General features: G+C 32.9%; 18 protein-coding genes. 8 read left to right on the forward strand and 10 right to left on the reverse strand.

Annotated elements, in window-relative coordinates:
- Positions 1-11 precede the first annotated feature (11 nt).
- The 8 genes from fabG to ACXAFS_RS06765 all read right to left on the reverse strand — a co-directional run bounded on the left by fabG (position 12) and on the right by ACXAFS_RS06765 (position 8,008).
- A complete protein-coding gene (gene fabG, locus ACXAFS_RS06730; protein WP_475306040.1) occupies positions 12-758 on the reverse strand; it encodes a 3-oxoacyl-[acyl-carrier-protein] reductase in 747 nt (248 codons plus the stop codon).
- 128 nt (positions 759-886) lie between these two features.
- A complete protein-coding gene (gene sucD, locus ACXAFS_RS06735) occupies positions 887-1,759 on the reverse strand; it encodes a succinate--CoA ligase subunit alpha (RefSeq protein ID WP_475306041.1) in 873 nt (290 codons plus the stop codon).
- A 98-nt stretch (positions 1,760-1,857) separates the two neighbouring features.
- Positions 1,858-2,793 carry a UDP-3-O-(3-hydroxymyristoyl)glucosamine N-acyltransferase gene (locus ACXAFS_RS06740; protein WP_475306042.1) on the reverse strand — a complete coding sequence of 312 codons (936 nt, stop codon included), beginning with the start codon at positions 2,791-2,793 and terminating at the stop codon, positions 1,858-1,860.
- Between the two features lie 47 nt (positions 2,794-2,840).
- Positions 2,841-3,407: an elongation factor P gene (gene efp, locus ACXAFS_RS06745; protein ID WP_475306043.1), complete on the reverse strand. Its 567-nt coding sequence runs from the start codon at positions 3,405-3,407 to the stop codon at positions 2,841-2,843.
- Positions 3,408-3,428: 21 nt separating this feature from the next.
- A complete protein-coding gene (lpxA, locus tag ACXAFS_RS06750) occupies positions 3,429-4,214 on the reverse strand; it encodes an acyl-ACP--UDP-N-acetylglucosamine O-acyltransferase (protein ID WP_138434034.1) in 786 nt (261 codons plus the stop codon).
- Positions 4,215-4,305: 91 nt separating this feature from the next.
- Entirely contained in the window at positions 4,306-5,712 is a 1,407-nt protein-coding gene (locus ACXAFS_RS06755) for a bifunctional UDP-3-O-[3-hydroxymyristoyl] N-acetylglucosamine deacetylase/3-hydroxyacyl-ACP dehydratase (RefSeq protein ID WP_475306044.1), read from the reverse strand.
- Positions 5,699-6,727, reverse strand: a complete 1,029-nt coding sequence (lpxD, locus tag ACXAFS_RS06760; RefSeq protein ID WP_475306045.1) for a UDP-3-O-(3-hydroxymyristoyl)glucosamine N-acyltransferase — start codon at positions 6,725-6,727, stop codon at positions 5,699-5,701. The genes ACXAFS_RS06755 and lpxD overlap by 14 nt, the downstream gene beginning before the upstream one ends.
- A 51-nt stretch (positions 6,728-6,778) precedes the next feature.
- Positions 6,779-8,008 (reverse strand): HD domain-containing protein, encoded by a 1,230-nt coding sequence (locus ACXAFS_RS06765; protein WP_475306046.1) that lies wholly within the window; start codon positions 8,006-8,008, stop codon positions 6,779-6,781.
- A 33-nt stretch (positions 8,009-8,041) separates the two neighbouring features.
- On the opposite strand from ACXAFS_RS06765, the gene porX reads away from it, so the two are divergent.
- The 8 genes from porX to ACXAFS_RS06805 all read left to right on the forward strand — a co-directional run bounded on the left by porX (position 8,042) and on the right by ACXAFS_RS06805 (position 15,296).
- Positions 8,042-9,595, forward strand: a complete 1,554-nt coding sequence (gene porX, locus ACXAFS_RS06770) for a T9SS response regulator signal transducer PorX (protein WP_475306047.1) — start codon at positions 8,042-8,044, stop codon at positions 9,593-9,595.
- A 98-nt stretch (positions 9,596-9,693) separates the two neighbouring features.
- Positions 9,694-10,158 (forward strand): tRNA (adenosine(37)-N6)-threonylcarbamoyltransferase complex ATPase subunit type 1 TsaE, encoded by a 465-nt coding sequence (tsaE, locus tag ACXAFS_RS06775; protein ID WP_475306048.1) that lies wholly within the window; start codon positions 9,694-9,696, stop codon positions 10,156-10,158.
- Positions 10,159-10,314: 156 nt separating this feature from the next.
- Positions 10,315-10,458, forward strand: a complete 144-nt coding sequence (locus ACXAFS_RS06780; RefSeq protein WP_475306049.1) for a hypothetical protein — start codon at positions 10,315-10,317, stop codon at positions 10,456-10,458.
- Between the two features lie 76 nt (positions 10,459-10,534).
- Positions 10,535-10,954: a hypothetical protein gene (locus tag ACXAFS_RS06785; protein WP_475306050.1), complete on the forward strand. Its 420-nt coding sequence runs from the start codon at positions 10,535-10,537 to the stop codon at positions 10,952-10,954.
- 108 nt (positions 10,955-11,062) lie between these two features.
- Positions 11,063-12,262: an alanine dehydrogenase gene (locus ACXAFS_RS06790; protein WP_475306051.1), complete on the forward strand. Its 1,200-nt coding sequence runs from the start codon at positions 11,063-11,065 to the stop codon at positions 12,260-12,262.
- Between the two features lie 13 nt (positions 12,263-12,275).
- Positions 12,276-12,653: a hypothetical protein gene (locus ACXAFS_RS06795; protein ID WP_475306052.1), complete on the forward strand. Its 378-nt coding sequence runs from the start codon at positions 12,276-12,278 to the stop codon at positions 12,651-12,653.
- 80 nt (positions 12,654-12,733) lie between these two features.
- The gene (locus ACXAFS_RS06800) at positions 12,734-13,756 is read left to right on the forward strand and encodes an NAD-dependent epimerase (RefSeq protein ID WP_475306053.1); all 1,023 of its coding nucleotides are present in this window, start codon (positions 12,734-12,736) and stop codon (positions 13,754-13,756) included.
- 160 nt (positions 13,757-13,916) lie between these two features.
- Positions 13,917-15,296, forward strand: a complete 1,380-nt coding sequence (locus ACXAFS_RS06805; RefSeq protein ID WP_475306054.1) for a nucleotide sugar dehydrogenase — start codon at positions 13,917-13,919, stop codon at positions 15,294-15,296.
- Positions 15,297-15,370: 74 nt separating this feature from the next.
- Here the strand turns inward: ACXAFS_RS06805 and ACXAFS_RS06810 are convergent, their stop codons facing one another.
- Positions 15,371-19,216 (reverse strand): Ig-like domain-containing protein, encoded by a 3,846-nt coding sequence (locus tag ACXAFS_RS06810; protein ID WP_475306055.1) that lies wholly within the window; start codon positions 19,214-19,216, stop codon positions 15,371-15,373.
- A gap of 214 nt (positions 19,217-19,430) precedes the next feature.
- Positions 19,431-21,095, reverse strand: coding sequence for a glucosamine inositolphosphorylceramide transferase family protein (locus tag ACXAFS_RS06815; RefSeq protein ID WP_475306056.1), 1,665 nt, complete (start codon positions 21,093-21,095; stop codon positions 19,431-19,433).
- Positions 21,096-21,254 lie beyond the last annotated feature (159 nt).

Genomic DNA, 21,254 nt, shown 5'->3' on the forward strand with positions numbered 1-21,254 from the left:
TTAAAAGAAGATTATGTTAACATTCCTCCATCCACATTTAAAGTTTGACCAGTAACATAAGCACTCATGTCACTTGCAAGAAAAACACAAGCATTTGCAATATCTTCAGGAGTACCTCCACGTTTTAATGGTATTGCAGCTCTCCAGCCTTTAACAGTGTCTTCATCTAATTTTGCAGTCATTTCGGTTTCGATAAATCCTGGTGCAATCACATTACTTCTAATATTTCTAGAACCTAACTCTAATGCTACAGACTTAGAAAAACCAATGATACCTGCTTTAGAAGCTGCATAATTGGTTTGTCCTGCGTTACCTTTTACACCAACTACAGAACTCATGTTAATGATTGAACCTTTACGCTGCTTAAGCATTGTGCGTTGAACAGCCTTAGTCATATTGAATACAGACTTTAAATTTACTTCAATAACTTTATCAAAGTCCTCTTCTCCCATTCGCATAAGCAAATTATCCTTAGTAATACCTGCATTGTTTACCAATATATCTATGGATCCAAATTCCGCCACAACATCTTCTGCTAGCTTTTGCGCTTCACCAAAACTTGCAGCGTTACTTTGATAACCTTTTGCTTTTACGCCTTTACCGTTAAGCTCTTTTTCTAGTTCATTAGCAGCTTCAACAGAAGAACTGTATGTGAATGCTACATTAGCTCCATGATCAGCGAAAATTTCAGCAATACCTTTGCCAATACCTCTACTGGCACCAGTAATAATAGCTGTTTTACCTTCTAATAATTTCATATTAAATATTGTTGGTTTAGTTATGTTTGTTTATTTTGATGTCTTTCAAATATACTAATTACAAATTGCATCAAATAAAAAAACCTCACAACATTTTGTAAGGTTTTTAACAGTTTATGAGAAAGATTTTAGCCTAAAACTTCAGCTACTTTCTTTCCTATTTCAGCAGGAGAATCTACAACGTGAATGCCACATTCTCTCATAATTTTCTTTTTTGCTTGTGCAGTATCATCGCTTCCACCTACAATAGCGCCAGCGTGACCCATCGTACGACCTGCAGGCGCAGTTTCACCAGCTATAAATCCAACAATAGGTTTTTTACTACCACTCGCTTTGTACCAATTAGCCGCATCAGCTTCTAACTGACCACCTATCTCACCAATCATAACAACGGCTTCCGTATCTGGATCGTTAATTAAAAGTTCTACAGCTTCTTTAGTGGTTGTTCCTATGATTGGATCTCCACCAATACCAATTGCAGTAGTAATTCCTAAACCTTGCTTTACAACTTGATCAGCAGCTTCATACGTTAATGTACCTGATTTTGAAACGATACCTACTTTACCAGACTTAAAAACAAAACCTGGCATAATACCAACTTTTGCTTCGCCAGGAGTAATAACACCTGGACAGTTTGGACCTACTAATCTACAATCTCTATCTTTTATATAATCTGCAGCTTTTACCATATCAGCAACAGGAATACCTTCTGTAATCGTAATAATAACTTTTATTCCAGCATCTGCAGCTTCCATAATTGCATCTGCAGCAAACGCAGGTGGTACAAAAATAATAGTTGTATCGGCTCCTACTTTTTCAACAGCTTCTGCAACTGTATTAAAGACTGGTTTTCCCAAGTGCTCTTGTCCTCCTTTTCCTGGAGTAACACCTCCAACTACATTAGTACCATACTCAATCATTTGACCAGCATGAAATGTACCTTCACTTCCTGTAAAACCTTGAACAATGATGTTAGAATCTTTATTTACTAAAACGCTCATTTGATATTGTTATTTTTTAAGTTTTTATAATTTTAGTTGCACAAAAATAAGTCTTTTGAAACGTATTTACGAACCCTTTTTATTTTTTCTATTGGGAATTATAAATCTTTTAATTTTTGAAGAATTTCAGGGATTTTTTTAATAGATGCAATCTCCTTATACTTAGATCTAAAGTCATCTGCTGGAATACCAAAATAGCTTTTATGGCCCTCTAAAGACTTACTTACACCTGCTTTTGCCGAAATAACAGCCTTAGTACCAATAGTAACACCACTAGTAATACCAACTTGTCCCCAAATAGTAACTTCGTCCTCTACAACAGTACAGCCTGCAATACCAACATGAGATGCAATTAAACATTTTTTACCAATCACAGTATCATGTCCAATCTGAACCTGATTATCTATTTTAGTACCTTCTTTTATGGTTGTATCACCAGTAACACCTTTATCTATGGTACATCCAGCACCTATATCTACATTATTTTCTATAACAACTCTACCACCAGAAATTAGCTGATCAAATCCTTCAGGTCTCTTTTTGTAATAAAATGCGCTTCCACCCAAAACAGTATTAGCATGTATAATAACATTATCACCAATAACTGTATCGTCATAAATACTAACATTAGAGTGGATAACACAATTATTACCAATAGTTACATTGTGACCTATAAAACAGTTTGGCTGTATAATTGTTCCTTCTCCAATTTTTGCATCTTCAGCAATAGATACATTAGAAGATTTGAATGGTTTAAAATGAAGTGTAAGCTTATTAAAATCTCTAAACGGATCGTCTGAAATTAAAAGCGCTTTACCTTCTGGACATTCAACCTCCTTATTGATTAAGACAATTGTTGCAGCAGACTGCAATGCTTTATCATAATATTTGGGATGATCTACAAAAACGATATCTCCAGGTTCAACAACATGAATTTCATTCATGCCTAAAACAGGAAAATCATCAGTACCAACGTACTCTGCACCTATTAGGTTGGCTATTTCTTTTAATGAAAATTGTCTAGGAAATTTCAAACTCTTTGATTTTGAATATGAGATTCCTGCATACGCAGGAATGACAATTATTCTTTAATACGTTCTTTATACGTACCCTTCTCAGTTTCTATCTTAATTTTATCACCTTCATTAATAAATAAAGGAACATTAACTGTAGCACCTGTTTCAACTGTTGCAGGCTTTGTAGCATTTGTGGCTGTATTACCCTTTACACCAGGCTCTGTATGCGTTACTTCTAAAATAACACTTGCTGGCATATCTACTGACAACGGCATGTTATCCTCAGAATTAATTTGAATAGTTACAATCTCACCTTCTTTCATTAAGTCCGGTCTATCTAAAGCTCCTTCGGTTAATTGAATTTGAGAATAGTCTGCTTCATTCATAAAATGATAATACTCACCATCATTATATAAATATTGAAACTTGTGCGTTTCTACCCTTACATCGTCAATTTTGTGACCTGCCGAAAAGGTATTATCTATTACTTTACCTGTTGTAACACTTTTAAGCTTAGTTCTTACAAACGCAGGACCTTTTCCAGGTTTTACATGTAAAAATTCAATAATTTTATAAATATCGTGATTATATCTAATGCATAATCCGTTGCGAATATCTGATGTACTTGCCATTATATTATTTTATTTCTTTTATTAATTTGATTTAAAGTAACCTTTCATAATACCTCTGTGAGAATTCTTAATGAATTGAAGAATTTCATCACGCTCTGGTGTGGCTTCCATTTCGGCTTCAATAATTTCTGAAGCCTGTGTGTTATTGTAATTTTTCTGATATAGGATTCTGTAAATATCTTGAATTTCTCTTATTTTTTCTGTAGTAAATCCTCTTCTTCGTAATCCAACAGAATTAATACCTACATAAGATAAAGGCTCACGAGCAGCCTTAACATATGGTGGTACATCTTTTCTTACTAAAGAACCACCTGTTACAAAGGCATGATTTCCAACTGAAGCAAATTGATGAACAGCCACCATACCTGCTAGCACTACATTATCACCAATAGTAACATGACCTGCGAGTGTTGTGTTATTTGAAAAAATACAGTAATTGCCAACAATACAATCGTGAGCAATATGACTATAAGCCATTATGAGACAATTATTACCTATAACAGTTTTCATTTTGTCTGAAGTACCACGATTTATGGTAACACACTCTCTTATAGTAACATTATCACCTATTTCTACAGTAGTATCTTCATCATTATATTTTAAATCTTGTGGAATTGCAGAAATAACTGCACCTGGAAAAATATTGCAATTCTTACCAATTCTTGCCCCTTCCATGATAGTAACGTTACTACCAATCCATGTGCCTTCACCAATTTTTACATTATTATGAATTGTTGTAAAAGGTTCTATTACTACATTCTTGGCAATTTTTGCTCCAGGATGTACGTATGCTAAAGGTTGATTCATTTTCGGAATTTTATTTTTGATAAATAGGTGAAAATGTGTTCGCCTATTAACATATTATGAACGATTTGAAAATTAATATTCGCTCGGTTCATTATTTAACTTTTGTTATTTGTGCCATTAACTCGGCTTCTGCACAAAGTTTGCCGTTTGTATAGGCATAACCTTGCATGTGGCAAATACCACGTCTAATTGGCGTTATAAGTTCGCACTTAAAGATTAATGTGTCTCCTGGCACAACTTTTTGTTTAAACTTCACATTGTCCATTTTCATGAAAAACGTTAAGTAGTTTTCTGGATCTGGCACTGTACTTAGTACTAGAATTCCACCTGTCTGTGCCATGGCTTCTACAATTAGTACACCAGGCATTACAGGTGCTCCCGGAAAATGCCCTTTGAAGAATTCCTCATTCATAGTAACATTTTTCATACCAATAACATGGTTTTCTGTAAGCTCATAAACCTTGTCTAATAATAAGAAAGGTTGCCTATGTGGCAACATATTCATGATTTGATTTACATCCATTAATGGTGCAGAATTCAAATCTATTTGAGGTACGTTGTTACGTCTTTCGTTTTTTATAATCTTAGACATCTTTTTTGCAAACTGTGTATTTACAAAATGTCCTGGTTTATTTGCAATTACTTTCCCTCGGATACGAGTACCTATTAAAGCTAAATCACCAACTACATCTAGGAGCTTGTGACGAGCAGCTTCATTAGGATGATGCAAAGTTAAGTTGTCTAAGATTCCGTTTGGTTTTACCGCTATATTATCTTTCTTAAAGGCTTTACGCAGTTTGTTCATAGTTTCATCAGATAATTCTTTATCTACATAAACAATTGCGTTATTTAAGTCACCACCTTTTATTAAACCATGCTCTAACAACATTTCTAACTCATGTAAGAAACTAAATGTTCTGGCATCTGCAATTTCATCTTTAAATTCTGATACAGAATTCATGGTTGCATTTTGAGTACCTAATACTTTAGTACCAAAATCTACCATTGTAGTTACTTTATATGTGCTTGAAGGCATAAGAATAATCTCGCTTCCGGTAGACTCATCGGCATAAGAAACCACTTCTTTTACCACATACTCTTCTCTTAAGGCTTCTTGCTCTACAATACCTGCTTTTTCTAAAGCTTCGACAAAAAACTTAGAAGAGCCATCCATTATTGGTGGTTCTGATGCATTTAATTCAATAACTGCATTATCTATATCTAAACCAACTAAAGCTGCTAATACATGCTCACAAGTTTGAATAGTAACACCATTTTTTTCTAAACATGTACCACGCTGTGTATTAGTTACGTAGTTTGCATCTGCCTCAATTTTTGGGTTCCCTTCGAGGTCAATACGTTCGAATAAAAAACCAGAATTTTCAGCACCTGGTTTGAAAACTAAGGTTACATCTGCACCTGTATGAAGTCCAACTCCTTCAAGTTTAACTTCTTTTTCAATGGTCTTTTGTTTTATTTCTGTTTTAATTATTGCCATCTACTTTCTTTTCAATTTCATTTATATTTTTTACAATCTTAGGTAGGTTTTTAAAGTACACATAAGACTTGTTATAATCGCCATAGGTTAACGCAGGAGATCCTTGTAACACTTCATTATCCTTAACATGTCTGCCTATACCAGATTGCGCTTGAATTTTTACATTGTTACCAATAGTAATGTGGCCAACAATACCTACTTGCCCACCTATCTGGCAGTTTTCACCAATCTTGGTTGATCCTGCAACACCTGTTTGTGCAGCAATTACAGTATTCTTACCAATTTCTACGTTATGCGCAATTTGTATTTGATTATCTAACTTTACACCTCTTCTGATAATCGTAGAACCTAAAGTCGCTCTATCTATGGTTGTACCTGCACCAATATCTACGAAATCTTCAAGTATAACATTTCCTATTTGTGGCACTTTTGAGTATTCACCCTTTTCGTTTGGTGCAAAACCAAATCCATCTGCGCCTATAATTGCACCAGAGTTAATGACACAATTATTTCCAATTACACAATCTGAATAGACTTTTCCGCCAGAAAAAACTATTGTATTATCTCCAATTATTACATTATCTCCTATATAAGAGTTAGGAAATATCTTTACATTATCACCTATTTTTACATTATCACCTATATATGTAAAAGCGCCTACATATAAATCTTCTCCCATCTTAGCTGAATCTGAAATAAAACTTGGTTGTTCTATTCCTGATTTATTCAACTTTATTTGGTTATAATATTCTAAGAGTTTTGTAAACGCACCATATGCATCTTCTACCTTAATAAGTGTTGTACTCAATGCTTCTTCTGGTTCAAAATCAGAATTAACAATTGTTATTGATGATTTTGTTGTATATATATAGGATTTATATTTTGGGTTCGCTAAAAACGTTAACGATCCTTCTGTTCCTTCTTCTATTTTAGCAAGTTTAGAAACTTCAATATTTGGATCACCAACGACTGTACCTTCTAAAATACCTGCGATTTGTTCTGCTGTAAACTTCAATTAATTGACTTTAAAATGATTGTTGGTTTCCGCAAAAATAGAAAAAATGTATCACATTTTCTTTTTAGGGTAGCACATATAATATTTGGTGACTGGTTTACTAAGTGCTTTTAGGTTGAGTTGGTCAGAAGCTTTTACAATATCTTTTATTTTACCTGACTTTAATTGAATATTAATGTGCTGTTTTTTACTCTGATAAGCTAAATTGGTTATTTTACCACTAAAAACAAAGTAGTCTGCTTCTTCTTTTGAAATACCATATTTATCTATTAATGCTTTGTTATGCATTTGCAAGTCTGAAATCTTTACTGGCTTGTTCTTTATTTTAATTTTTAATAAATCTCTATCAAGAATCATTTGGCATAAATTACTAAGGACAAAATCACTATGATTTCTCCATAACTTCATAGCTGCAACAATATCATAATCATCTAGCTTTGCAAATATTGCCAAAGTGTTATTGTCAAAACTCTTAAAGGTAACTTCAGAAGTTAAAAAGTGGTTCAATGATTCACTACAACCTAATTCCTCACCTTGTTGAACTAGTTCTTTAGCTCTTTTCAAAATTCTTGTGAGTAACTGCTCTGCAACAATCCCAGTTTTGTGCAAATAAACTTGCCAATACATAAATCGTCTTGCTACTAAAAACTTTTCTACACTATAAATCCCTTTTTCTTCTACAACCAGCTCATCATCAACCACATTAAGCATCGTAATTAATCGCTCACTATTTATGTTTCCTTCGGCAACTCCTGTGTAAAAACTATCTCGTTTTAGATAATCTGCTCGATCCATATCTAATTGACTAGATATAAGCTGACACATAAACTTTCGAGGATATTCACCTTTAAAAATTGAAATAGCTAACGTTAAACTTCCGTTAAACTCTTCATTGAGTTTTTCCATAAATTGCAGCGAAATTTCCTCGTGAGAAATATCGTTTACAATGCTATGCTCCATAGCATGAGAGAATGGACCATGACCAATATCGTGTAATAAAATAGCTATGAGCAATCCGTTTTCTTCGGCTTCAGAAATTGTAACTCCCTTAAAACGAAGCACATTTATAGCTTTCTGCATTAAATGCATACTTCCTAAAGCATGATGAAAACGTGTATGATGCGCACCTGGATAAACCAAATAAGACAAACCCATTTGTGTAATACGACGTAATCTTTGAAAGTATTTATGCTGAATAAGATCAAAAATTAACGAATTAGGAATCGTAATAAATCCGTAAATTGGATCGTTAAATATTTTGAGTTTATTATTAGACTTCAAACTGAATATTCATTAATTAGAAAACAAATATACATGAACAACATAAATATTCTCTGGGTAGACGACGAAATCGACTTATTAAAGCCACATATTCTCTTTTTAGAGCAAAAACAATATAAGGTAACAACTTGCCAAAGTGGTACAGAAGCTTTAGAGATTATTAATGATACTAATTTTGATATTGTTTTTTTAGACGAAAATATGCCAGGACTTACAGGTCTAGAAACTCTAAACGAAATTAAAGAGCGTCGTCCTAACCTTCCTGTAGTAATGATTACAAAAAGTGAAGAGGAATATATTATGGAAGAAGCTATTGGTAGTAAAATAGCCGATTACCTTATAAAGCCTGTTAATCCAAATCAAATTCTATTAAGCTTAAAAAAGAATTTAGATCATTCACGCTTAGTGTCTGAAAAAACTACATCTAATTACCAGCAAGAGTTTAGAAAAATAGCTATGGATCTATCTATGGTTAATACCTATGAAGAGTGGGCTGATTTGTATCAAAAACTGATTTATTGGGAGTTGCAACTCGAAGACATTGAAGATGTTGGCATGACTGATATTCTTGAATCTCAAAAGACAGAAGCTAATCTTCAATTCGGAAAGTTTATTGAAAAGAACTATGAAGATTGGTTTCAACCCAATGCTGATGCGCCTGTAATGTCTCATACGCTATTTAGAGAAAAGGTTGTGCCAGAGTTAAGCGATAAGCAACCTACAATTATGGTGGTGATAGATAACTTACGATACGATCAATGGAAAGCTTTTGAACCTATAGTAAATAACTACTATAAAAAAGCTTCTGAATTATCATTTTATAGTATTCTCCCTACAGCCACACAATATGCAAGAAATGCCATTTTCTCTGGTTTAATGCCTGCTGATATGGAGAAACTTTATCCTCAATACTGGAAAAACGATACTGACGAAGGTGGTAAAAATCTACATGAAGATGATTTTTTGAGAGAGCAATTAAAACGACTTGGTCTAAGCAATATTAAGTACGAATATCATAAAATCACTAACTTAAAATCTGGTAAGAAACTAGTAGAAAACTTCAGGAGTTTAAAGAACAACGATTTAAGTGTCATTGTATACAATTTTGTTGATATGCTTTCCCACTCTAAAACCGAAATGGAAGTTGTAAAAGAATTGGCTTCCAATGATAAAGCATACAGATCTTTAACACAGAGTTGGTTTAAAAACTCACCTCTATTGGAAATGATTCAATTGTCACAACAGTTGGGTTTTAAATTAATTTTGACCACAGACCATGGGACTATTAATGTAAAAGCTCCATCTAAAGTTATTGGCGACAGAGATACCAGTCTTAATCTTAGATATAAAACAGGTCGTAGCCTTACTTACCAAGACAAAGATGTACTTGCTGTTAAAGATCCTAAATCCGTTCATTTGCCGGCATTAACTATGAGCAGCTCCTTTATTTTTGCAAAAGGTGATTTGTTTTTAGCTTACCCAAACAATTACAATCACTACGTAAGTTATTACAGAAACACCTATCAACATGGTGGTGTTTCTTTAGAGGAAATGATAATTCCATTTGTGGTTTTAGACCCTAAATAAAATCTTTTAAAAGCAAAAAAATCCGACGAAATACACTTTTTTCTAGGTTTTTCAATATTTTATTACTAACATTGTATCCTAATTAGTAATAGGTAAGTGTGAATAAAATTGAGTTAACATATCATATAAACGACATTGACGTTATAGCTTTAGATGTACTAAAACATTTAACCTCTAAAGTCATTTTGTTTGATGGTAAAATGGGTGCAGGCAAAACAACATTAATCAATGCTTTATTAAAAGCTATGAAAAGTGATGATGTTGCTACGAGCCCAACCTTTTCTATAGTTAACGAATATAAATTGCAGAATGATAAAATCTTCCACTTTGATTTCTATAGAATAGAGTCTATTGAAGAAGCCTATAATTTTGGAATAGAAGATTACCTATACAGTGATAACTGGTTATTTATTGAGTGGCCAGATCGTATAGAAGAATTATTGCCAGAAAACACACAAACAATTGCTATTACTAAGATAGACAACAACACAAGATCCCTCAAATTAACTATAAATAAGAAACTTTTAACCGAAAATAACGCTATGACAGAACCGAAATTTTAAAAAATTTCAACAAACATTTTTCTGAAAGAGTTATGGAGTTACGGAAAAACCGTAATTAAAACCTCATGATTTCTTGGATTTTAACATCAATTGATTTTTACAAGGGTGACTATCACCATAAATTTGTAGTAATTAATTAATTAAATCCCTTAAATTATGAAAGCTAAAAAACTAGTATTAGCAATTGCTATCTTCGGAGGAATGTTATTCACTGTTCAAGCAACTAACATTATTGATCTAGATGGACAAACTACTACGAAAATCGAAAAGAAAAAGCGTAAGCTCATCAAAAACGGATAAAAAAAGTTTAAGTAGAAGCGCAATTGTAGGATCAATAATTGCAACAATAATAGCTTCTACGCCACTTTTATATTCTTTGCATGAAAGTGTTCCAACCACAAAGGTTTGGGACACTTTTTTGTTTACTTATGAAAGCGGAGTTTGGGAAGAAGCCCAATACGCAATGTGGGTATATACCAGTAAATTCATCCCACTACTTTTACTATCAATTTGGTTTTTTACATGTCGTCATTGGTGGTACCACGCAATTCTGGTTCCGATTGTTATGTTTGCGTTTCAAGCTGTAAATAGTTGGAATTCGGAAGCTGGAAATATAGATGAAGGTACCTTTGTAGTTTTACTTCCAATTTTAGTTATAATCGTTCCTTCAATTTATCTGATTAGAGCTAAAATGTTCAATAAAATTAATGATGCGGATAAAACCCTTCAAGAAATGGAAGAAGAGTTTATGATGAAGCCAAAGACCATATGGGGTAAGATTAAGCAGTATTTTTAGTTATTATTTTATTCATTAAAATTTAATTTGTAACTTAAAAGTTAGATAATTTAGTAATGCAAATTTGTGTTTTATTATCTTGCAACAACTAAGTCAATTACTAACTTAATGAGTAAATCTTTATCACCATTTACAAAGGCCCAATTATTACCACAAGAAGAAACTTTAGAAGTTTTTAAACAAAAAGGTGAACTTTTTATTGGTATTCCTAAAGAAACACATTTTCAAGAAAGTCGTGTTTGTCTAACACCAGATGCAGTTTCGGCATTAACAGCTAATGGACATCGCGTTTTATTTGAGTCCGGTGCTGGAGAAGGTGCCAATTTTAAAGACAAGGATTACAGTGAAGCTGGTGCGGAAGTTACCAAAGATACAGCAAAAGTATACTCCTGCCCTATGGTTTTAAAAGTTGAGCCACCATCATTAGATGAAATAGCACTGATTAATCCACAAACGATATTAATTTCTGCATTACAAATAAAAACTCAAAGTAAAGCTTACTTTGAAGCATTAGCTAAAAAACGAATCACAGCACTTGCTTTTGAATATATAAAAGACGAAGATGGAGCTTATCCTGCTGTGCGATCACTTAGTGAAATTGCAGGCACTGCGTCTATACTTATAGCATCAGAGCTATTGTCTAACGTTAATGGTGGTAACGGATTAATGATGGGAAACATCAATGGTGTACCACCAACTGAGGTTCTTATACTTGGTGCAGGTACTGTTGGTGAGTTTGCTGCACGTTCTGCTATTGGACTTGGTGCAAATATTAAAATCTTTGATAGTTCAATAACCAAATTACGTTGCATACAAAACAATCTTGGTAGGTCTGTGTATACATCTACAATGCAGCCAAAGAATTTACTAAAAGCATTAAAACGATGCGATGTTGCTATTGGTGCTGTTAGAGGCACTAATCGTTCGCCTGTTGTGGTTACAGAGACTATGGTAGAGCATATGAAACCTGGCTCAGTGGTTATTGATGTAAGTATTGACATGGGAGGTTGTTTTGAAACTAGCGAAGTAACAACTCACGATCATCCTACGTTTGAGCACAATGGTGTAATACACTATTGTGTGCCAAATATACCTGCTAGATATTCTAGAACTGCTTCTGTGTCTATAAGTAATATTTTCACCCCTTACCTACTTCAAATTGGTGAACACGGTGGATTAGAAAATGCTTTGCGTTTTGATAGAGGATTAAAAAATGGGTTGTATTTTTACCACGGTATTTTAACTAATAGATCCGTTGCAGAATGGTTCGGTTTAGATTATAATGATGCCAACCTATTAATTTTTTAATTTATCCCATTATATGAAATTTACTCAACGCTTAGCTTATTATCTAGGCGGTTTTACTATAGGTCTCATTATATTAATGTTCTTCCTTAATGGTAAAGATGCTTCTTGTGATTATGGACCTAACGCTAGAACAACAAAAAATATAAGCTCAAAAACTATTCAATATTCAAGTGAGGTTTCAAATTTTGTAACTGATCATTCCATTGATTCATCAACGGTTGTAAATCTAATTAAATATGGAAATGTTGATTTTTCGAAGAGTAATACTAAACTAGATTCTTGTAAGATTTATTATATAGATAATATATATAAAGACAAAGGCATTGAGCTCAGTATTGAGAATTGTGATTCAATAGCTAAAATATTAGTTATGAGTTACATTAACGAATAAAATTATAGTTTCATAGTATAAATATCTAATCTAGATATATAATTGTAATATTTGGATTCTTAACTTAAATCTACCAAAAAATGAAAATACTTGTAACTGGTGCTGCAGGATTCATTGGCTTTTTTACATCTAAAGTACTATTAGAAAAAGGACATGAAGTTGTAGGTCTAGACAATATTAATGACTACTACGACGTTAATCTTAAATTTTTAAGATTAGAAGAATTAGGTATTAAAAGAAATGATGCCGAAAACTTCAATAATTTATGTAAAAGTACAAATGATAAATTTTCGTTTGTAAGAATGAATCTTGAAGACCGAGAAGCATTACCAAAACTTTTTGAACAAGAAAAATTTGATGTTGTTTGTAATCTTGCTGCACAAGCTGGTGTTAGATATAGCCTTGAAAATCCAGAAACTTATATAGATTCTAACCTAGTTGGTTTTTTGAATATTCTTGAGTGTTGTAGACATAATGATATTAAACATTTAGTATATGCAAGTAGTTCTAGTGTTTATGGGCTAAACGAAAAGATACCATTTTCAACAGACGATAATGTTGATCATCCGATAAGTCTATATGCAGCCACAAAAAAGAGTAACGAATTAATGGCTCACACATACAGTCATTTATTCAATATTCCTACCACTGGTTTGAGATTTTTTACTGTTTACGGACCTTGGGGAAGACCTGATATGGCAATGTTCTTATTTACAGATGCTATTATAAACGATAGACCTATTAAGGTGTTTAACCACGGAAAAATGGAGCGAGATTTCACTTATATTGATGACATTGTTGAAGGTGTCGTCCGTATTTGTGAAAAATCAACACATGAACGCATTGATAACAAGACTTTGTATAAGGTCTATAATATTGGCAATAATAATTCAGTAAAATTATTAGATTTTATCAAAGAAATAGAATTTAATTTAGGTAAGGAAGCTGACAAAAATATGATGCCAATACAACCAGGTGATGTAGAAAAAACCTGGGCAGACGTAGATCAACTTATAAAGGACTATGATTATAGGCCTAACACCTCTATAAAAGAAGGAGTTAAATCGTTTGTAAATTGGTATAAATCATATTACAATAAATAGCATTAGCGTAATGCAACGATTAAATAAACATTTCTATTTAAATTAAATGAAGTTTATCGTAAAAACTAGTCGTTGATATATTAATTTGTATATAATTAAATAATTCCAACACTTTTGTGACGCTAAATAAATTAACCCGAGTCAAACACATAAATATAAAATGAAAATTTCTAAAATTTGCTGTATTGGAGCTGGATATGTAGGTGGACCTACAATGGCTGTAATCGCTAAAATGAATCCAAACATACAAGTTACCATCGTAGACATTAATGCAGAACGAATAGCTGCATGGAACGATGAAGATGTTTCAAAATTACCAATATATGAACCTGGATTAGCTGAAATAGTTGCTGAAACCAGAGGTAAAAACCTGCACTTTTCAACAGAAATAGATAAAGCCATCGATGAATCTGAAATGATTTTTATTTCAGTTAATACTCCAACCAAGACATATGGTAAAGGAAAAGGAATGGCTGCAGATTTAAAGTATGTAGAGTTATGTGCCAGAAATATTGCAGACGTAGCTAAAACGGATAAAATTGTAGTTGAGAAATCTACATTACCTGTAAGAACAGCTCAGGCCATTAAGAGTATTTTACACAATACAGGAAGTAATGTAAAATTTGACATTTTATCAAATCCTGAATTTTTAGCTGAGGGCACAGCCATTCAAGATTTATTAAATCCAGATCGTGTTTTAATTGGTGGTGAATCTGAAGATGCAATAGAGGCTCTAGCTAATATTTATGGTAGTTGGGTACCTCAAGATCAAATCTTAAGAACTAATGTATGGTCTTCAGAATTATCTAAATTAACAGCTAATGCATTTTTAGCCCAACGTATTTCTTCCATAAATGCTATTTCTGAGCTTTGCGAAAGAACTGAAGCTGATGTGAGCGAAGTTGCGAGAGCAATCGGTATGGATTCTAGAATTGGTTCTAAATTCTTAAATGCTTCAATTGGTTTTGGTGGATCATGTTTTCAAAAAGACATATTAAATTTAGTATATATAGCTAGAAGTTACGGATTAAATGAAGTTGCTGACTATTGGGAACAAGTCATAATATTAAATGATCATCAAAAGAGAAGGTTTTCTGACAATCTGATTAGTACACTTTATAACACTGTATCAGGAAAGAAAATTGCTATGCTTGGTTGGGCATTTAAGAAAGACACAAACGATACAAGAGAATCGGCAGCAATATATGTAGCTGACCATTTATTAAGTGAACAAGCTAATATTGCAGTATATGACCCAAAAGTGCCGAGTAAAAAAGTTTATGCTGATTTAAACTACTTACAAACACGTTCAGAAGAAGAAAACAAAACATTAGTAGAAACTTTTGAAGATCCTTATGAAGCTGTAAAAGACGCTCATGCTATTGCTATAATGACAGAATGGGATGAGTTTAAAACTTACGATTGGAAAGAGATTTTTGACCTTATGAAAAAACCAGCTTTCATTTTTGATGGTAGAAACATACTTAATAAAGATGAAATGGCTGAGATAGGTTTTGAATACTCTTCTATTGGAAAATAATAAAAAAGAAATCCAATGCTGATGTTAACTTAAATACCTAGCATTGGATTTTTTTAATTAATAAACTGACTTCTTTATCGAACTATGAGCCTTTTAAACAACTCTTGTTCAATATCAGCTAATTTTATCAAATAAATACCTGGTCTTAAGCCACTTACATCTACTCTTGTAGTAGAAGAAACACTTAAACTTTCATTTTCAACACTTTTTTGATAAATGAGTTTTCCGGTTAAATCATATATATAAAAACCTGTTAATTGATCACTTCCCGAAAGCTTGATATCTACATAGTTGCTAGCAGGATTAGGATAAACTGAGAACTCAAATTCTAAAGCAGGTCCATCTATAGGTTCATCAATAACTACTTCATCATCACTACAATCATTATCTACAAAAACTGTTACGAAGTCTTCATCGAAATCTAAAGCATTGAATACAGTTACTGTATATTCAGTTGTTTCAGTTGGTGACACTTGTATAGACTGTGTCGTTTCGCCTGTACTCCAAACATATTCATCACCACCAGTTGCTGTTAATGTTACTATATCGCCTAAACATATCTCTTGATCTTCTCCTGCATATGCTTCTACCTCTGGTATAACATTGACTGTTACTTGTTTCTCATCGTAACAATCACCTATGTAGCCTCTTACCTCATAAGTTGTTGTTTGAGAAGGACTAACAGCAATATTTGGCTGTGTTGCGCCATTATTCCATTCATAGGTGTTTGCGCCAGATGCAGATAATGTAACGAAATCACCACTCATAATGTCTACATTATCTCCATTTAGAATCACAACATCTGGATTAGGATTTACAAAAACAGTAACATCGTCTGTATCTTCCTGTATACCAGAAGAAACCGTTACAGTATAAGTAGTTGTTGACAAAGGGCTGACAACAATAGTTTGTGTTGTTTCCCCTGTACTCCATAAATAACTATCACCAGGACTACATGTTAATACTACTTCATAACCTGAATCTTCACAAACATTCTCGTCTTGCCCAGCTGATACAACTAAAAGTTCTTCTACCGTCACCGTTACCTGTGCTTCAGCTGAACATGTTGCTGTTGTACCTAAAACAGTATATGTTGTAGTTGAATTTGGAGTTATGACTATAGTATCACTTGTTTCACCAGTACTCCATTGATATGTATCTGCACCAGAAACTGTCAATTGTACACTTTCACCTTCAACAATAGTTAAATCTTCAGTTATTGTTAATATTGGCGAGCTATTAACCATTACGGTCACCTCATCTGTACTTGAACAACCATTAGAAATTACTTCAACGGTATAAGTAGTATCTAAACTCGGTGTTACAGAGATTGAAGCTGTAGTTTCACCTGTACTCCACAAGTATTCATCTCCACCACTAGCAGTAAGTATTGCAGAATCACCTTCACAAATGGTTTGGTCATTGCCAGCTGCAGCAATAGGTAAATCATTCACAATTACAGTAACAGAATCGTCATCACTATTTCCAAAACCATCAAAAGCAGTAACCGTGTATGTAGTTGTAACTGTTGGACTAACTTCTATTGAAGTTGTGGTTTCACCATTACTCCATAAATAGGTTTGCCCACCAGATGCAGAGAGCGTAACGGACTCGCCTTGGCAGATAGTTTGATCTGGTCCAGCGTTCGCAGCGAACGCTCCTGGCAAAACCGTTATCTGATTACTTCTAAGAAAACGATTCGGTATTTCCCCTTCTGCAAACTGTGTATATCTTGCTTCGATTTGAAAAGTTTGATTTATCGATGTATCTAATCCTGTAATTGTTCTTGTATAATTTGTAGCAGTAGCATTATCGTTTTGATCAACTTCATTTATTATGGTATCGAATCCACCTTGTGGTTCTAAACTACCTGTATCTAATTCAAATGTTAAAATATAATCATCACCACTAAGAATAGCACTTACCAGCACTGGAGGTAATGGTAATAGTAATGACTCAACGGTTATGGTTGAACTATCGGTAAAGCCACCATCGTTGGATGTGAAAGTAATATCTACTACCCCTTCTGAGATTGCGGTTACAAGACCCGTATTTGCGTCAACTGTAGCAATGTTATCATCAGAACTTGACCAGAAGCCTGTTTGATCCGTAGCATCATTAGGTAGAATCTCAACATTTAAAGTTAATGTTTCACTAACATTTGTAGTAACTGTTTCTGGTGTTACCAAAACACCTGTAACATTAACTTCTGGACTAACATTAACTATTCTTGTAACCTCTTCAGCAGCATTACCTTCACTGTCATTTACATTATATGTTATCACATAGGTACCAATGCCAGAAGTATCTACGGCATCACCACCAACAACTATACTCGAAGTAATATCACCATCCTGTTGGTCAAAGGCAGTAGCTCCTTCATCAGTATAAGCACCGCTATTTACAATAACATCAACTACTTCATCACCTAGTAAGATAATTTCAGGCTCTTCAACTGGAACAATTGCCCCATCTACTTGATTTAAAAATACTTCTAAATTAGTATAACCTGCATCTAAATCATTACCATTATTATCTGCTACATTTGGATTTAAACCATTTGCGGTTTCCCAAGCATCTGGCATACCATCATTATCAGTATCGTATCCAGTAGGTCTAGTATTTGTAGGCAATGTTGGATGTGGTATACTACTTATGTCATCAAAAAAAGATCCGTTATAGGTATCATTAATAATCATATTTAAATCACCTGTATCTTTAGAGTCTCGATATATATTTATTGAACCATCTGCATTTAGTGTTTTATAAGCACCTAAATCTCCACCTACAACAACGTTATTGTAAGCATCGTTTGCGGTCTCTATTGTAAAGTTTTCCCCAACTAAAGGAAATTGAGTACTTGTAAAAAATTGGTCACCAACAGGTGTATTAGGTGTATAAGGAGCATCACTTGCAGTAAAATAAACCCACATATCTCTATCATCGCTTTGTGGTGTCTCTCTTTGACCTGTTACTATATTTCCTGAAGTATAAATTAAAGGACTTTTATTTATTTTTGCTTGAAGCTTTTGTAAAGTATTAGCAGATATAACTCCATCACCATACCATGCGTTACTTCTAAGACCACCTACTGAAGGTTTATAATAATTATTCATTACGTTATAAGTTCCTTCATGAGTAATTCTTATTAATCTAGTTCTCCAATTATATACTACATTATTGATAATATCGTATTGTCCATTACCTTTAGGATTAGGAAATCTGTGAGAAATACTACTATATACATTATTTATAAAAGTAAAGTCGCCTTCAACTTCATCAACTCCTAAGATACTTCCAGTTTTGCTATCTTGAAAAAAGCAGTTTTGAATCGTAACATTCCCCATTGTTCCAGAAGTATTTCCCCAAGTCGCAGATTGATCCATTCCGTGGCTAAACGTACAATGGTCAAAGATTATATCGGTACCACCTAAGTATTTAAAACTATCAGGCAAATATTGACTTGTGCCCACTTGAATAACAATACCTTCATTTCTAAATCTAACATAACGTATAATTACATTATCAACATCTTGGAACATTAGGTATGAAGTTTTAATAGTAATTCCACCTTCTGGTGCTGTTTGACCCGCAATAGTCATATCGTCATAATTACTACCATTTATTATTACTGCAAAAGCTCCTTCTTGGGTTGCATCAATTTCACCGCTAACGTCAAAAACTATTGTTCTTGGTCCTTGAGTTTGAATGGCTTCTTTAAGTCCTCCTGGAGCATCCCAATCTAATGTTGTTACATGTATTACTTGTCCTCCGCGACCACCAGTTGCATATGCACCTGCACCTTTAGCGGATGGAAATGCTAATTGTTGGGCAAAAGTATTCTGAAAACTAAATGTTAATAAAATAAAAAGGAGTGCGGAATTTAATCCACATAAGGTTCTTGCTCTTAGTTCTTTCATTTTGGGGGCAATTTAAAATCTAAGTAGGTTTATTATAAATCCAAATATATTTAACAGAATAAGATTTAACGTCAAAAAGCTAAACTATTCGATAAAAAGATTATATTTGTAAGTATAAACCTACCAATGTGCTATTAATCTAATTTATTTGCACAATATACGACCAGAAGTAGGTTGTTGGACGTCAGGTTAATAAACTTTTATTAACATGTTATCAAAAACGTCGTCTTTTTAAAAGACCATCAATAATTGTAAGTTTACTTTGTTTATTAATGGAATGACAGGCAAGTAATTTTTTATCCCAATTTGGTAAAATGCTATTTACGGTTTTCTCAGAATAATCATTAGTTGTTAAGACTTCTATTTTATTAATTTTCATACTGTGTCCATATCTTTTTGCACAGTCTTGTGAAGGTCTGTATAAATTATTTTTTTCATCTCTAAAGATATTACCAGCAGGACGAGATCTTCTAACATCAGAAACTATTGGGTTCTTAGGATGACTTATCCACTCATCGGTTAGTAAACTGTCTGAATAAAATAAAAATAATTCGTCAAGAGAAGAAGCACCATTATTTTCTTTTACATTACAAAATAACCAATACTTATTATCATGTTTCAATATAGTAGAATCCACAGCATGAATTCCTTTCATAAGCGTTTGCTTAAAGCTCCATTTATAAGGAAATTCAATACATTCATAAATATCCACACTATTGTTAGCTGCAGTTTCAGGAATTAAATATAATTTACCATCCTCTTCAATAATAAAGGGATAAGACATGTGGTAATCGTTTTCTATAATAGTTTTAGGCTTTGTATAATTACCTTTTTGATCTAATTCCATTACAGATATTTTACCTAAACCTTCTTTATATATTAATTCTTCTATAAAAAGATAATACTTATTGTCTTTTTCAACAATAAATGGATCTGCCCAAAACCTGTCCTTAGGTGGCACTATCTTTTTAAATCTAAAAAATGATTTAGACCACTCTTGTTTAGAATTGAATTTAAAAAGTAGTATCCATTGATTAAAATAAAATGAATTATAGAAAAGAGAGTTAATCTTTCTTTTGGCAATAACTCCCATAGCCTTTAGAACTTGTAAATTTGTTGGTGTTAAAAACAATCTATTACTATAAAAATCCAAATCTTCAGACTTATCTAGACTATTAAAGAACTCATCTGGACCTAACGTATGTAACTCTTTTAATTTTCTAGGCATCATATTTAACGCCTTCCAATAATATTTGTTTTTATTTCGTTTGACACTTAATTTTTCTGTAGAACTAAATGAATCTGACAACTTTAATCCTCCATCTAAATCTTCTGATAAAATCTGTAGTATTACACCTGTCACATCCCAATTTTCAAATACCTCCCAAGTACCTGCAGGTCCACCTCTGTTTACAGTATTATCACCATGATGATATGACCAAATACCATATCTAGCTATTTTCAGTATATCTCCTCGTAATATTCTAAATCCTAATCTTATTAAAATATCCAGATCATATTTTTTTATTTCAGCAATATCATCTTCTATAATATAATCACTAAACTTTTTCTGTTTAGGAACAACAACAATTTCGTCACAACTAACCAGTTCTTTAACTTTTTTAGACTTAAAAGCATCTGGTGTAACTTTAAATAATTTAGAATCTATTTTGTTATATAAAATCCATACTAGCTTTTTTCTCAGTTCATAAATTGTTCTAAACTTAGACTTCTTATTATTACTAGTACTACCATTCTTTATTATAAGGGATATTTCAGCATAATCTGAAGAGTTTAATATTTCAAGCATTTTATATGCCCAATTAGGAATATTGTCACTGTCTACTAATAATCCTATTTTCAATTTGCGATTCATCATTATAATAAAGTATTGAGGTAAAAGCTTTTGTAATTAAATAATTGAAGAAATTCAAATATGCGATATTTTAATTATATAAAAAAAGTTTTTTGTTCATTGAACTCTTTATCGTATTAAAGAGTAAAGTAAAGGTGAAAAACAAACTATAACTTGCTCATT

The sequence above is a fragment of the Winogradskyella sp. ABM4_392 genome (assembly GCF_056160445.1).